This window comes from Dactylosporangium thailandense, from assembly GCF_059739745.1.
In genome coordinates, this window is sequence record NZ_AP029195.1 from 258,949 (window position 1) to 273,244 (window position 14,296).

Here is a 14,296-nt window from a genome sequence, read left to right on the forward strand (position 1 = left end):
GCACAGCATGCGCATCGAGTCCACCGAGCTGTTCATCGGCGACCGCCAGGTCGTGCGGGTGTCCGACGTCGACGGCCCGGCGACCGTCCGCGGCGACGGCGTCTTCGGGGAGGGCACGGGGGAGGTGCCGGTCAGCGTCGACGCTCCACCTGGGACGGTCATCCCCATCACGGTCCAGGCGGGCGGTGAGACCGGCCACGCCGATCTGGTGGTGGCCGAGCCCGGCTGGACCGTCTGGATGGTCTCGCACTTCCACTACGACCCGGTGTGGTGGAACACCCAGGCCGCGTATACGGCCACCTGGGATCAGCCGGGTCTGCTGGGCGGGGAGTTCCGCGGCGACTTCCAGCGCACCGGCTTCGAACTCGTCCGGTTGCACCTGGAGACCGCGCGCCTGCACCCCGAATACAAGTTCGTCCTGGCCGAGCTGGACTACCTCAAGCCCTACTGGGACGCGTTCCCGCTGGACCGCGCCCACATCAGGCGGCTGCTCGCCGAGGGCCGGCTGGAGCTGGTCGGCGGCACCTACAACGAGCCGAACACCAACCTGACCCTGGCCGAGACCACGATCCGCAACTTCCGCTACGGCATCGGCTTCCAGCGCGACGTCGTCGGCGGCCACCCGCGCACCGCCTGGCAGCTCGACGCGTTCGGCCACGACCCGAACTTCCCGGGCCTGGCCGCCGCCGCGGGCCTGGACTCCTCGTCGTGGGCGCGCGGGCCGTTCCACCAGTGGGGCCCGATGCAGACCACGTACACGCCGGGCGAGCGCGGCTGGGGCGACCCGTCGACCATGCAGTTCGACGCCGAGTTCGAGTGGCTGTCGCCGAACGGGCTCGGCGTGCTGACCCACTACATGCCCGCGCACTACTCGGCCGGCTGGCACATCGACGGGCAGCCGACGCTGCAGGCCGCCGAGGACAACATCTACCGGCTCTTCCTGCTGCTGAAGAAGGTCGCCCGCACCCGCAACATCCTGCTGCCGGTCGGCACCGACTACAGCCCGCCGGCGAAGTGGGTCGTCGACATCCACCGCGACTGGAACGCCCGCTACACCTGGCCGCGGTTCGTGTGCGGGCTGCCGCGCGAGTTCTTCGCGGCCGTGCGCGCGCAGGCGAGCGGGTTCTCGCCGCAGACCCGGGACATGAACCCGATCTACACCGGCAAGGACGTGTCGTTCATCGACACCAAGCAGGCACAGCGGCACACCGAGGCGCTGCTGACCGACGCCGAGATGTTCGCGACCCTGGCGGCCCTGGACGATGTTCCGTTCCCGCACGAGCGGATCGACATGGCGTGGCGGCAGCTCGTCTTCGGCGCGCACCACGACGGGATCACGGGCTCGGAGTCCGATCAGGTGTACCTCGACCTGCTCACCGGCTGGCGCCAGGCCCACGACCTCGCCTCCGGGGTGCTGGACGAGTCCCTGGACGCGCTCGTCGCCGGGCTGCCTTCGGGGGACGGCCCGCGCCGGGTGGTGGTCTTCAACCCGTCCTCGTGGACCCGCACGGACATCGTGCGGGCCGAAGGCGTGCAGTTCCTCGCGACGGACGTGCCGGGCGTCGGCTACAAGACCTTCGAGCTGCCCACAGTGGACGGCTGGACGGCCCGGGAAGGTCTGACCATCGAGAACGAGGCCTTCCGCCTCACCGTCGATCCCGCGCGCGGCGGGACCGTCTCGTCCATGGTGGACCTGGCCGCCGGGCGGGAGCTGCTCGCGGCGGGGCGGGTCGGCAACGAGCTGGTCGTGTACGACGAGTACCCGGCCCACCCGGAGGTGCACGAGGGGCCGTGGCACCTGCTGCCCAAGGGGCCGCCGGCGGTGGGCTCGGCGGACGCCCCGGCGCTGTCGGTGACCGTCGAGGCGGGGCCGCTGGGGGAGCGCGTGACGGTCACGGGGGCGGTCGGGCCGGCGCGGTACACCCAGATCCTGACCCTGTGGCGCGGCGTGCCCCGCCTGGACGTGTGCACCCGGCTCGACGAGTTCGCCGGCGCCGACCACCTCGTCCGCGTCCGCTGGCCCGCGGCGATCCCGGGCGCGCTCCCGGTCAGCGAGGTCGGCAACGCGGTGGTCGGCCGCGGCTTCGGCCTCATCGACACCGACGCCGGCCCGGCGCCCTGGACTCTCGACAACCCGGCGCAGCACTGGTTCGCGCTGTCCTCGACGGCGCGGATCCGCGCCGGTGGGCACACCCGCGCGATCGGGGTCGCCGAGATCATCGGCGGCGGCCCGGCCGCGCGCGACCTGGCCCTGGCGCTCGTCCGGCGCGGGGTCACGGCCACCTGCTCGAGCGCCGAGGGCCCGCGCTACGGCTCCCTCGCCGTCGACTCCAACCTCCCCGACGTGCGCTTCCGCATTGAGGACGCCCCGGATGTGCCGCGCCGCTGGCTCCCGGCCGAGCGCCCGCTGACCGAGGTGTGGACGCCGAACGCCGACCTGACCGGCCCCCGCGACCTGCCGGTGCTCGTCCTCGCCGCGGCCGAGGTCGCCGCGGCCTGTGCCGAGCTGGCACAGACCGGCGCGATCACGGCCCCGGCGGCGGACGGGGACCCGGACCCGCAGCTGGAGGACTACACCGTCGGCATCGTGAACCGGGGGATGCCCGGCTTCGCCGTCGACCCCGGCGGCGCCCTGCACCTGTCGCTGATCCGCTCCTGCACCGGCTGGCCGTCCGGCGTGTGGATCGACCCGCCCCGCCGCACCGCGCCCGACGGGTCCACCTTCCAGCAGCAGCACTGGACGCACGAGTTCGACTACGCGATCGTGGCGGGCGCGGGGGACTGGCGGGCCGCGGGGCTGGTCGCCGCCGGGCACGCCGTCAACCACCCGCTGCACGCCCGGCTCGCCCCGCCCGGACCGCCCGCCGAGGAGCGGCTGGTCACCGTCTCGCCGTCCACAGTGGTGCTCACGGCGCTGAAGCCGGCGGGCGACCCGCTCGCGTCCGGGCGCGTGCCCGGGCCGGTGTCGTCGATCCTGGCGCGGTACTACGAGTCCGCCGGCTCCCCGGCCGACGTCCACATCGGACTGCCGGCGCCGGTGCTCTCCGCCCGCGCGGTGGACCTGCTGGAGCGCGACCGCCTGGACTCGTCCACATTGGATGGTGCCGGGATCGGCCAGATGCTCCTCGGCGTCGGCCGGTCGCTGCCCGCCGCCGTCGCCGCGCCGCAGGCCGCCTACTCGCGCTACTGGCTGCACAACACCGGGCCGGCGCCGATCGGGAACATGCCGCTGTCGGTCTTCGTGGACCCCGATCGCGTCACGGTGTCCTCGAGCCTGGTGGACACCGGCGCTACGGGCACCGTCGAGCTGACCCCGCCCGAGGGCTGGACGGTATCGCCGTCGTCGCTGGACTTCGACCTTCCGCCCGGCGGCCACGCCGAGTTCCCGATCGCGGTCACCCCGCCGGCCGATCCCGCGCCGGGTCCGCATCGCCTCCGGGCCTCGCTGCCGTCCGGCGTCTACGACGTGGCCCGGCTGCCGGGCGGCGCCGACGAGGCGGTGTCGGGCGCCCTGTCCCCGCCCGCGCTGCGCCTGCGCCGCGGCGACACCGCGGTGCTGCGGCTCGACACGTCCGCGCCGGACGCCGAGGTGCATCTGATCGGCCCGTGGCACACGTGGGAGCTCGTCCGCACCCCGGCCGTGCACGCCGGCGGGTCCACGGTGGAGTTCGCGGTGCGCGTGCCCGAGGGGCATCCGCCGGGCACCTGGTGGTTGCTGGCCCGGATCGCCGACGCCGGGGCGCTGTTCTACACCGAGCCCGTCACCGTGACGGTCGAGCCGTGATCGCCGCCCTGGTCGGTGACGTGCCCATCACGGTCGCCGACGTCAACGCGCGCCTGGCCGGCATGCGGGCCGGCCCGCTGGCGGCGCGGCTGCCGCACCCGGGCTCGGCCGAGGGCCGCAACCTGCGCCGGTGGCTCGTGCAGCTGCTGGCCGCCACCGCCGTCGTGGAGCAGGAGGCGCGCGGCCTCGGGCTGCCCGCGGCCCCGCCCGCCGAGCCGCCGGCCCTGCCGCCGACACTGCCCAGGGCGCTGCGGCTCGGCGGGGTCACGGCCGCCGTCCTCGCCGCCCGCCCGGACGTCTACGCGGCGGTGACCGCGGACGTGACGGTCGGCGAGGAGCGGGTGCGCGACTACTGGGACCGCAACCGGGACCGCCACCACGAGCCCTACGCGCGGTGCCGGGACGCCATCGCCGCCCTGCTGCTGCGCGAGGCGCGCGACCGGCACTTCACGCGCTGGCTGGACGAGCGCTGCGCGGCCCGGGTCCGGCTCATGCCCGGCTTCGAGCACCCGGGCGATCCGGCCCAGCCCGACTACACGCATCATCACTGACTGCGGGAAACCCGCAACCGGGGTGCGGGACGGCACCGAGGCCGGCCCGGGCGCCGCCCCCGAGACTTGGGCGGTGCGGTCACGTCTCCTGGCCCTCGTCGCCGTGTCACTGCTCGCGTCCGGGTGTGCAGCCCATGGCGGCGAACCCGCCCAGGGGCGGCCCGGTCCTTCGGTGACGGCCTCGAGGCCGGAGGTGCCCGGTGGATCCGGGCTCAGCTCGGCGCAGCTGGCCCGGATCCCGCACTTCGGCCCCGCGCCCGCGCCCCAGCCGGTCACCGTCCCGGCCGGCCCGTCCGCGGGGTGGTACAGCGCGATCCCGACCGGCCAGCCCGTCGCGTTCATCACGATGGACGACGGCTGGACGAAGGACCCGCACGCGCTCGCGCTGCTCGAGGCCGCGCACGTGCCCGTCACGCTGTTCCTGGAGATCAACGCGATCAAGTCCGACCCCGGCTACTTCACCCGGTTGCAGCAGGCGGGCGCGGTCATCGAGGCGCACACGATCTCCCACCCCGACCTCAAGGGCAAGTCCTACGACGTGCAGAAGCGCGAGATCTGCGGCTCCGCCGACGAGCTGGGCCGGCTCTACGGGCGACGGCCGCTGCTGTTCCGGCCGCCCTTCGGCGACAAGGACGCGACGACCCTGCGAGTGGTGCACGACTGCGGGATGAAGGCCGCGTTCTACTGGAAGGAGACGACGGACAAGGGCATCGTGCGCTACCAGTCCGGCCAGAAGGTCAAGGCCGGCGACATCGTGCTCATGCACTTCCGGCCCGCCTTCGTCGACGACTTCCTGGCCGTGCTCAACGCCATCGCCGCCGCCGGCCTCACGCCCGCGCTGCTGGAGGACTACGTGAGCTGAGGCGCGGTCAGCCCCAATCGTGCAGCGACGGCTCGCCCACGGTGAACCGATCCGCGCCGGTCGGCTCGGCGACCGTGGTCCGGGCGACGACGGCGCCGGAGGCGTCCAGCGCCTCGATGCTCAGGCTCGCCGGCACCGGGGCCTCGACGACGCCCACGCCGTCGGTGAGGGTCAGCCGGCCGTGGCCGCTGACTTCCAGCCGGTTCGCGCCGGGCGGGGCGACCACGAGCAGCCGGTCGGACAGCGCCACGTCCTCGTCGTGCGGCAGCCGCACCACGACGAGCGCGTCGGACGCGGCGAGCGCCGTGGTCAGCCGGGCCGTGGGGAAGTCCTTGATCTTCGCGGGCGGCGGCTCGCCGTGCACATAGCTGACCAGGATCGGATCGCCGGTGCCGGTGAGCGCGCACACCTCGGCCGCGCCACCGTTCAAGCCCCCATCCAGCATCCCGAGCATGACGACGCTCGGCCGGCGTTCGCCCGGCGGGGTGCCGCCCCACAGCACCCGCCACGAGCGCACCTCGAGGCCGGGCACGCGCGGGCAGTACGACAGCGCCGCGGCGGCCGTCTGCGCGTCGGCGGTGCCGCGCTCGACCGGCGGCGGCGCGACCGTATGCCGCGGGTCGGCGAAGGAGCGGTAGGCGAACTCGCGCACCGTGCCGGCACAGGTGACCCGCCAGAGATGGTCGGACGTCGGCAGCACCGTGAAGTCGCCGTGACTCGCCCAGGTGTGCTCGACGGTGCCGTCGGGCCGCACGGTGCTCGACTCGGCCGCCTCCAGGCCGCAGCCGGGCGGCGCGAACGCGACCGAGTAGCCGTCGGGCAGGCCGATCGCCATGAACTCCGACAGGTCACCGCCCGAGATGACTCGGCGGTTCGTGACGAGGTCGCCGACGGAGCTGCCGGCCGGGCCGGAGGCCCCGGAGAACACCGCCTCCTCGGTGTTGTAGAACGCCGCGCCGTACACCCAGTCGCCCCCGAACCGGGCGAGGTACAACACCTTGACCCGGTCGAACTCGGCGCGGATGCGCAGCTGTGTGCGCGCGCCGTCCAGCGCCGTGGTCAGCTGTTCGACGAGGGCCGTGTCGCCGGCGAGGTCGCCGCGGGTCGGTGCGGCGATCATCTGGCGCGTCCACACGCTCAGCGGCCGCGTGGGCCGGAAGCCGGAAGTGGTGTGGGTCGGCGTCGGGCTCGGCGCCGGGTTCGGGCTGCTCGCCGTGAGGGCCTGGGTGCCGAGCAGGGCGGCGACGACCACGGCCCCGATGCCCGCGCCGCCCCAGCGCCAGTGACCGCGACGGCGGCGGCGCAGGAGGCGGCCGAAGGGGTCCGGTGCCGGGCGAACCCCCGCGACCGAGCGCGCCATCTCCTCGCGCAGCCGCTCCTCCAGGGTGCTCATCGCTCGCTCCTCTGCGCGTCGCCCGACTCCAGCAGCACCCGCAGCCGCGCGAGCCCGCGCGACGCCTGGCTCTTCACCGTCCCGACCGAGCAGCCGAGCGCCTCGGCGGTCTCGGCCTCGGACAGGTCCTCCCAGTACCGCAGCACCAGCACCGCCCGCATCCGCTCCGGCAGCCGGGCCAGCTCCGCGACCAGCGCCGAGCGCTCGGCGAACGCGCCGGTGGGGTCGGGCCGCGCACCGTCGGGCGGCTCGGGGCTCAGCAGCTCCCGGCGCAGCGCCCGCCACCAGCTCGTGCGCTGGTTGACCATGGCCCGGCGCAGGTACGGCATCGGCTCCGCGATCCGCTCGAACCTCGGCATGATCTTGAGCAGACAGCTCTGCACGAGATCCTCGGCCGCGGGCTGCGAGCCCGTGAGCAGATACGCGGTGTGCAGCAGCTCCGTGTACCGGACCCGCACGAACTGCTCGAAGCCATCACCCGGCACGCCTGCCGCCTCCCGTCGGACGCCGTCACAGCATGCACGCGGGAGCGGCGCGAAAGGTTGAGCGGCACGTCAGTGCACCGTTTCCAGCTCGGCCCGGGTCGCGCCGTCGCGGGCCTGGATCGACAGGCCCTGCACGATGGTCGTGGAGTAGCGGGCGGTGGCGTCGAGGGCGGCGGGCGCCGCGGCCAGATCGCCGTCGGTGACGCCGCGGGTGAGCCGGTCCCGGATGGTGGCCGAAGGCGCTCGCCGAGCTGGAGGCCCGCGCCACCGGCGGCAAGCTGGCGCTGCTGCCCTGACCGCGTCCGAGCCGTCGGCCTCAGGGGCGGCCGGCGAACAGGGGGTCCGACAGCAGGGACTCGAATGCGAGCTCCGCCGCGCCCACCAGGGGAGCGTCGTCGCCGAGCTGGGGGGTGTGCAGCGCCACGTGGGCGCGGCACGCCGGCAGGGCCATCGTGAAGAGGCGGTTGCGCACGTGGTCGGCGCCGGTCAGGTACAACTCCCGCAGTGTGCCGCCGAAGACGACCACCGTCGGGTTGAAGATGTTCACGAGGTTGGCCACGCCGAAGCCGAGCCAGTCCGCCGCGTGGGCCACGGCCGCGCTCGCGTCCGGGTCGCCGGACCGGGCGGCGTGCACCGCGGCCGTCACCGCCGCGCCCGGGGTCGGGACCGGGCGGCCCGCGAGGTGCAGCAGGGCACGCTCGCCGATCTCCGTCTCCCAGCAGCCGCGCGAGCCGCAGCCGCACAGCCGGCCGGACGGGTTCACGACCATGTGGCCGACCTCGCCGCCGTGGCCGCCGTAGCCGGTGATGCGCCGGCCGCCGGCGATGATGCCCGCGCTGATGCCCGCGTCGCCGTGCAGGTAGATGACGTTGTCGGCGCCCGTCGCGGCGCCGCGGGTGTGCTCGGCCAGGGCGGCGAGGTCGGCGATGCCGCCCAGGAACGGGCCGGCCGAGGGGCCGAGCCGGGGCCGGAGGGCGTCCGCCAGGCCGTGTGCGAGCTCGGATTCGATCGTTTCATCCGCCCAGCCGAGGTGGTGGCGCACCGATGTGGACACGGCGAGGCCGGAGCCGACGAGCACGGCGTCGGCGGGGGCGGTGCGCTGCATGTCGGCGACGAAGCCGGCCAGCGCGGCGATGGTCGGGGCGGGGTCGGGGCCGGGCGGGCGCTCGGCGGTGCGGCCGTCGAGGACCTTCCCGCCGAGCCCGACGCGGGCGGCCCGCAGACGGTCGAGCTCCAGGCTCAGCGCGTACCCGTACACGCGCGACGACCGCGGACGCACCACGATCGAGGGGCGGCCGGCGCGACCGGTCTCGTGCGGTACACCCTCGTCGACCAGACCGGCGGTGGCGAGATCGGCCGTGAGCGCGCCGATGGTGCTGCGATTCAGGCCGAGCCGGCTCGTCAGCTCGGCCCGCGACGTGGCGCCGCGGACGTGGATGTAGCGGAGCAGGGCCCCCAGGTTCTGCCGGCGCACCGACTCCTGCGGGCTGGTCGAGGAGGACACGCTTCACGCCTCCTGGCGCCGCCGCCGGCCGACTGGGTCCGGGCCGACGGGGCTGTGTCTTGGCTGGAACGCGCGTGGGTCCCCGGAAAGGCGCTCCGGGGACCCACGACGCTGTTGCCGGTGTGTCTTACTTGGTGAGCGGGGACAGCTTCGGGTCGTTGGCGTAGGCCTCGGCCGCGTTCGCCTTGGTCACGATGACCGGCGGGAGCAGGTAGGCCGGGACGACCTTGACACCGTTGTTGTAGGACTTGGTGTCGTTGATGGTCGGCTCGCCGCCGCCCTGGAGCGCCTTCACCATGTTGATGGTCTCGGCCACCAGCTTGCGGGTGTCCTTGTTGATCGTGGAGTACTGCTCGCCGGCCATGATGCTCTTGACCGACTCAACCTCGGAGTCCTGGCCGGTGACGACCGGGACCGGCTTGCCGGCGGCCTTCACCGAGGTGATGATCGCGCGGGCCAGGGTGTCGTTCGGGGAGAGGACGCCGTCCAGCGTCTTGTCGCCCTTGGCGTAGGTCGAGGTCATGATGGTGTCCATGCGCGACTGCGCACCCTCGGCCTTCCAGCCCTGGATGGCGGTCTGCTTGACGTCCTTCTGGCCGGAGCCGACGATCAGGTCGCCCTTGTCGATGAGCGGCTTGAGCACGTCCATGGCGCCGTTGAAGAAGACACCGGCGTTGTTGTCGTCCGGCGAGCCGGAGAACAGCTCGATGGTCCACGGGCCGGTCGGCTTCTTGGCCTTCATGCCGTCCAGCAGGGCCTGGCCCTGCAGCTGGCCGACCTTGAAGTTGTCGAACGCGACGTAGTAGTCGAGGTCGGCGGTGCCGGTGATGAGCCGGTCGTAGGCGATGACGATCGCGCCGGAGTCCTTGGCCTGCTTGACCTGGGTGCCCAGCTGCGCGGCGTCGGTCGCGCCGATGACGATGACCTTCGCGCCCTTGGTGACCATCGAGGAGATCTGCGACTGCTGGTCGGCGACCGTGGTCGACGCACCGGCGTACTGCACGTCGGACTTGAAGCCCGCGTCCTTGAGGCCGTTGGTGAACAGGTCACCCGCGAGGACCCAGTTCTCCGAGGTCTTCGACGGCAGGGCCACGCCGATCAGCGCGTCCTTGGCGAAACCCTTGGCCGCGCCGCCGGAGGCGCCGGTGGACGAGTCGTCGCGGTCGCTGCTGCCGCACGCGGCGGTGCTCAGCGCAACCAGCGCGACGGCGCTGACCGCGAGGCTCCTGGTGAGGAACTTGCGCATGGCTTGTAAAGCCCTTTCTTTCGGGATGTTACTGGGGATAGGGGCGTCTGCCGCGGTTGCGGCGGGTGGGTCAGCCGCCGACCGGAGCCTTGATGGACTCCTGCCCGGCTTGGTTGGGCGCGGCCGGATCGGTGTTCTCCTGCCGACGGAAGGGGCGCATGATCGATCCGATGATCGAGAACCGCCCCTGGCTCTTGTTGTAGACGTCCAGCGCGACGGCGAGCAGCAGGAACAGGCCGCGGATGATCTGCTCGCGGTCGGTGCCGATGCCCAGCAGCTGCAGGCCGTTCTTGAGCACGGCCATGACCAGACCACCGACGATGGAGCCGCTGACGGTACCGATACCGCCGGCGACCGCGGCGCCGCCGATGAAGACGGCGGCGATCGCGTCGAGCTCCCAGCTGAGGCCGTCCTGCGGGCCGGAGGCGCCGGAGCGGGCCACGAAGATCATGCCGGCCAGCGCGGCCAGGATCGACATGTTCATGATGACGAAGAAGTTGACGCGGCGCAGCTTCACGCCGGAAAGCTCGGCGGCGCGGGCGTTGCCGCCGACCGCGTAGATGTGCCGGCCGCCCGCGGTGTTGCGGGTGTAGAACGAGTACGCGATGACCAGCACGGCCAGGATGCAGCCCGAGATCGGGAAGCTGGTGCCGACGCGGCCGCCGGCGAAGCGCAGGGTCGCGAACACGATGATGGCGACCATGATGGCCATGCGCAGGATCGACACCCACATCGGGCTCTGCTCGGCCTCCATCTGGCGGCGGGTCTTGCGCGACTGGAACTCGCGCCACACCACGGCCAGACACGCGACCAGGCCCAGGATCAGCGTGCTGTTGTTGTACCCCGTGTTGGGGCCCCACTCCGGCAGGTATCCGGCGCCGATCTGGGTGAACGCCTTGGGCACCGCCACCGTCTCGGCGTTGCCGATGTACTGGTTGCCGCCTCGGAATATGAGCATGCCGGCGAGCGTGACGATGAACGCGGGCACGCCGATGTAGGCGACCCAGAAGCCCTGCCACGCGCCGATCACGGCGCCGACCCCGAGGCCGATCAGGATGCCGACCCACCACGGCACGCCGCCGTCGCGGATCGACTTGGCCACGATGATGCCGACGAACGCGGCGATCGAGCCGACCGAGAGGTCGATGTGGCCGGCGACGATCACCATGAGCATGCCGATGGACAGCACGGAGATGTACGCGTACTGCTGGGTCAGCGAGATCAGGTTGCCGGAGTTGAGGGTCAGCCCGTCGGTCAGCCACTGGAACAGCAGGATGATCGCCACGAGGGTGAAGATCATCGTGAACTGACGGGCGTTCGAGGTGGTGCCCCCGAACAGGTTCTTCTGGAGGTCCTTGAATCGGCTCATCGCGTCGGCATCTTCTTCGTAGAGGTCATCTGCTTCATGAGGAGTTCCGGGTTGGCCTCACTGCGGGGGACCTCACCGGTGATGTTGCCTTCGAACACCGTGTAGATGCGGTCGCACAGACCGAGCAGCTCCGGCAGCTCCGAGGAGATGACGATGACGCCCTTCCCCTGGTCGGCGAGCCGCTGGATGATGCCGTAGATCTCGTATTTGGCGCCCACGTCGATGCCGCGCGTCGGCTCGTCGAGGATCAGCAGGTCGGGGTCGGTGAACATCCACTTCGCCAGGACGACCTTCTGCTGGTTGCCGCCGGAGAGCTTGGTGACGCCCTCGTCGACCGTGGGGGCCTTGACCCGCAGGGCCTTGCGGTACTCCTCGGCCGCCTTGTGCTCGGCGACCTCGTCGATGACGCCGTGGCGGGTGATCTTCGACAGCTTGGCGGCGACCATCGAGGTCTTGATGTCGTCGAGCAGGTTGAGCCCGATGGACTTGCGGTCCTCGCTGACATACGCCAGGCCGTGGCCGATCGCCTCGGCCACCGACTTGAGCTGGATCTCCTGGCCGTCCTTGAAGATTTGCCCGGACTGGTAGACGCCGTAGGAGCGGCCGAACAGGCTCATCGCCAGCTCGGTGCGCCCGGCGCCCATGAGGCCGGCGAAGCCCACGATCTCGCCGCGGCGGACGTTGAAGCTCGAGTTCTTGCAGACCAGCCGGTCCGCCGAGATCGGGTGGCGCACGGTCCAGTTGCGGACCTCGAAGAAGACCTCGCCGATGTTCGGGGTGTGGTCGGGGAAGCGGCTCTCCAGGTCGCGGCCGACCATGCCGCGCACGATGCGGTCCTCGTTGACGCCCTCGGCGCCGACCTCGAGGGTCTCCACCGTCTTGCCGTCGCGCAGGATCGTGATGGAGTCGGCGATCTCCTCGATCTCGTTGAGCTTGTGCGAGATCATGATCGAGGTGATGCCCTGCCGCTTGAACTCGCGCAGCAGGTCGAGCAGGTGCTTGGAGTCGTTCTCGTTGAGCGCGGCGGTCGGCTCGTCGAGGATGAGCAGCTTGACGTCCTTCGCGAACGCCTTCGCGATCTCCACCAGCTGCTGCTTGCCGACGCCGATGTCCTTGATGAGGGTGTCGGGGTCGTCGCGCAGGCCCACCTGGGCCAGCAGCTCGTGCGCCCGGCGGTTGGCGCCCTTCCAGTCGTAGGCCCCGTTGCGCCGGGGCTCGTTGCCCAGGAACAGGTTCTCCGTGATCGACATGTGCGGCACCAGGGCAAGCTCCTGGTGGATGATCACGATGCCGGCCTTCTCGCTCGACCGGATGTTGTTGAAGCGGCTCTCCGAGCCCTGGTAGAAGATCTGGCCGCTGTACGAGCCGTAGGGGTAGACGCCGCTGAGCACCTTCATCAGCGTCGACTTCCCGGCGCCGTTCTCGCCGCAGATCGCGTGGATCTCGCCTTCGCGAACCACCAGGTTGACGTCGCTGAGCGCCTTGACGCCCGGGAACTCCTTGGTGATGGACCGCATCTCGAGCAGAACCGGTGCGGTGCTCATACCTCGAGCCCCCTTGTCACCGACATCATGTTGCCTCCGAGGGGCTGCTGGAACCACTGCCGCAAGGCCAGGTTTGTTGTGACGACCAACTTATTCCAGTGTGGCGATCCTGCCCAGTCCCGCCGATCGTTTCTTGGTAACAATCCGGCAATGATCTAGTGCCCTGGTCGCCATCGCAGCGGCCGGGGAAGCGCTCTCACGTGTCCGGGGCGTTAGCTGCGCGTGTCGGACTCTAAATCTAATTGCTTTACTAAGTCAACGGCGCAGGGCATCATGTAGGTAACGGTACGTAGGCGGGAGGCTGGGTGCGGCAAGTCGGGACAAATCTCCCCAAGGTCGGCCAGTACAACCGGGCGGTCGTGCTGGATCAGATCCAGCTGGCCGACGGTACGAGTCGCGTGGAGATCGCGGAGCACACCGGCCTGACGCCGCAGACGGTCTCCGGCATCGTGCGCCGGCTGATCGACGAGGGGATCGTGCGCGAGGACGGCGCGCGCTCGTCCAGCGGCGGCAAGCCGCGCACCGTGCTGCGCATCAACGCCGACGCCGGGCGGGCCGTGGGGCTGCATTTCGACCCGATCGAGCTGGCCTGTGTCGTGGTCGACCTGCTGGGCCGGCCGCTGGTCACCGCCCGCCGCCCGACCCCCGCCGACATGGACCCGGTGAAGGTCACGGCGGCGATGGCCGAGCTCGTGGGCGAGGTTCTGCAGGAGGCCGGGGTCGAGCGCGAGCGGGTGCTCGGCGTCGGGCTGGCCGCGCCGGGCCCGATCGACCAGTCGCTGGGCGAGGTCATCTCGCCGCCGCAGCTGTCGGACTGGACCCGGGTGCCGCTCAAGCAGATGGTCGCCGACGCCACCGGGCTGGCGGTCACGCTGGACAACGACGCGACCGCCGCGGCGATCGGGGAGCGCTGGGCGGGGGCCGGGCGGGGGGTCGCGAACTTCGCGTACTTCTTCCTCGGCACCGGCGTCGGCGGCGGTCTCGTGCTCGGCCACCAGGTCCACCGGGGCGGCTCCATGAACGCCGCCGAGTTCGGGCACACCTCGGTTACGGAGAGTGGCCCCGACTGCTATTGCGGCAACAGCGGCTGCCTCGAGAGCCTCATCAACCCGGCGGCACTCGTCGCCGACGCCCACCGGCGGCTCGCGGCCGGCGGTGAGAGCGCTCTCACGAAGGCCTTCCGGCGGTCACCGTCCACTGTGGACCACGGGGCCCTGTGCCGGGCGGCCGCCGCGGGGGACGCGCTCGCCGAGGCGGTGATCGGCCGGGCCGCCGAGCGCCTCGCCGCGGTGGCCGTGAACGTGGTGAACATCGTCGATGTCGAGCTGATCATCGTCGGCGGGCACGGCATCCGGCACGTGGAGTCGCAGTTCCGCACCGCGGTGGTGCGGGCGCTGGGGGAGCGGGCCATCGCCCGGCGCATCCGCACCGTGGACGTGGCCCTGTCCCCGCTGGGCGACGACGCGGCCGTGATCGGCGGCGCGGCGCTGGTGCTGCACTCGACGTACTCGCCCCAGGTCTCCGCGCTGCTGGCCGGCTAGGGCCTGTTTCACAACTG

The 14,296-nt window shown here is 72.0% G+C and carries 9 protein-coding genes and 1 pseudogene; 4 read left to right on the forward strand and 6 right to left on the reverse strand.

The window, feature by feature from the left end; translation table 11 throughout:
- Positions 1–7 precede the first annotated feature (7 nt).
- The 3 genes and pseudogenes from AC6JBM_RS01070 to AC6JBM_RS01080 form a co-directional block, all read left to right on the forward strand.
- A pseudogene (locus tag AC6JBM_RS01070) lies at positions 8–3,436 on the forward strand (glycoside hydrolase family 38 N-terminal domain-containing protein); the annotation flags it as partial.
- Between the two features lie 344 nt (positions 3,437–3,780).
- Positions 3,781–4,335, forward strand: coding sequence for a DUF7158 domain-containing protein (locus AC6JBM_RS01075; RefSeq protein ID WP_497981727.1), 555 nt, complete (start codon positions 3,781–3,783; stop codon positions 4,333–4,335).
- Between the two features lie 172 nt (positions 4,336–4,507).
- Entirely contained in the window at positions 4,508–5,197 is a 690-nt protein-coding gene (locus AC6JBM_RS01080) for a polysaccharide deacetylase family protein (RefSeq protein ID WP_497981728.1), read from the forward strand.
- Between the two features lie 7 nt (positions 5,198–5,204).
- On the opposite strand, the gene AC6JBM_RS01085 is transcribed toward AC6JBM_RS01080, so the two are convergent.
- From AC6JBM_RS01085 to mmsA, 6 genes are all read right to left on the reverse strand, one after another.
- The gene (locus AC6JBM_RS01085) at positions 5,205–6,590 is read right to left on the reverse strand and encodes a hypothetical protein (RefSeq protein WP_497981729.1); all 1,386 of its coding nucleotides are present in this window, start codon (positions 6,588–6,590) and stop codon (positions 5,205–5,207) included.
- On the reverse strand, positions 6,587–7,075 hold the full coding sequence (locus AC6JBM_RS01090) for a SigE family RNA polymerase sigma factor (RefSeq protein WP_497981730.1): 489 nt from the start codon (positions 7,073–7,075) through the stop codon (positions 6,587–6,589). The genes AC6JBM_RS01085 and AC6JBM_RS01090 overlap by 4 nt, the downstream gene beginning before the upstream one ends.
- A gap of 316 nt (positions 7,076–7,391) precedes the next feature.
- Positions 7,392–8,579: an ROK family protein gene (locus tag AC6JBM_RS01095; protein WP_497981731.1), complete on the reverse strand. Its 1,188-nt coding sequence runs from the start codon at positions 8,577–8,579 to the stop codon at positions 7,392–7,394.
- Positions 8,580–8,706: 127 nt separating this feature from the next.
- Positions 8,707–9,825: a substrate-binding domain-containing protein gene (locus tag AC6JBM_RS01100; RefSeq protein WP_497981732.1), complete on the reverse strand. Its 1,119-nt coding sequence runs from the start codon at positions 9,823–9,825 to the stop codon at positions 8,707–8,709.
- A gap of 70 nt (positions 9,826–9,895) precedes the next feature.
- Entirely contained in the window at positions 9,896–11,194 is a 1,299-nt protein-coding gene (mmsB, locus tag AC6JBM_RS01105; protein WP_497981733.1) for a multiple monosaccharide ABC transporter permease, read from the reverse strand.
- A complete protein-coding gene (gene mmsA / locus AC6JBM_RS01110; protein WP_497981734.1) occupies positions 11,191–12,738 on the reverse strand; it encodes a multiple monosaccharide ABC transporter ATP-binding protein in 1,548 nt (515 codons plus the stop codon). The genes mmsB and mmsA overlap by 4 nt, the downstream gene beginning before the upstream one ends.
- A 305-nt stretch (positions 12,739–13,043) precedes the next feature.
- On the opposite strand from mmsA, the gene AC6JBM_RS01115 reads away from it, so the two are divergent.
- Entirely contained in the window at positions 13,044–14,279 is a 1,236-nt protein-coding gene (locus tag AC6JBM_RS01115; RefSeq protein ID WP_497981735.1) for an ROK family transcriptional regulator, read from the forward strand.
- Positions 14,280–14,296 lie beyond the last annotated feature (17 nt).

Bases quoted from the DNA above. Each gene is read 5' to 3' on its own strand.
- AC6JBM_RS01085 (WP_497981729.1), bottom strand. From the start codon at position 6,590: ATGAGCACCCTGGAGGAGCGGCTGCGCGAGGAGATGGCGCGCTCGGTC.
- mmsA (WP_497981734.1), bottom strand. From the start codon at position 12,738: ATGAGCACCGCACCGGTTCTGCTCGAGATGCGGTCCATCACCAAGGAG.
- AC6JBM_RS01100 (WP_497981732.1), bottom strand. From the start codon at position 9,825: ATGCGCAAGTTCCTCACCAGGAGCCTCGCGGTCAGCGCCGTCGCGCTG.
- mmsB (WP_497981733.1), bottom strand. From the start codon at position 11,194: ATGAGCCGATTCAAGGACCTCCAGAAGAACCTGTTCGGGGGCACCACC.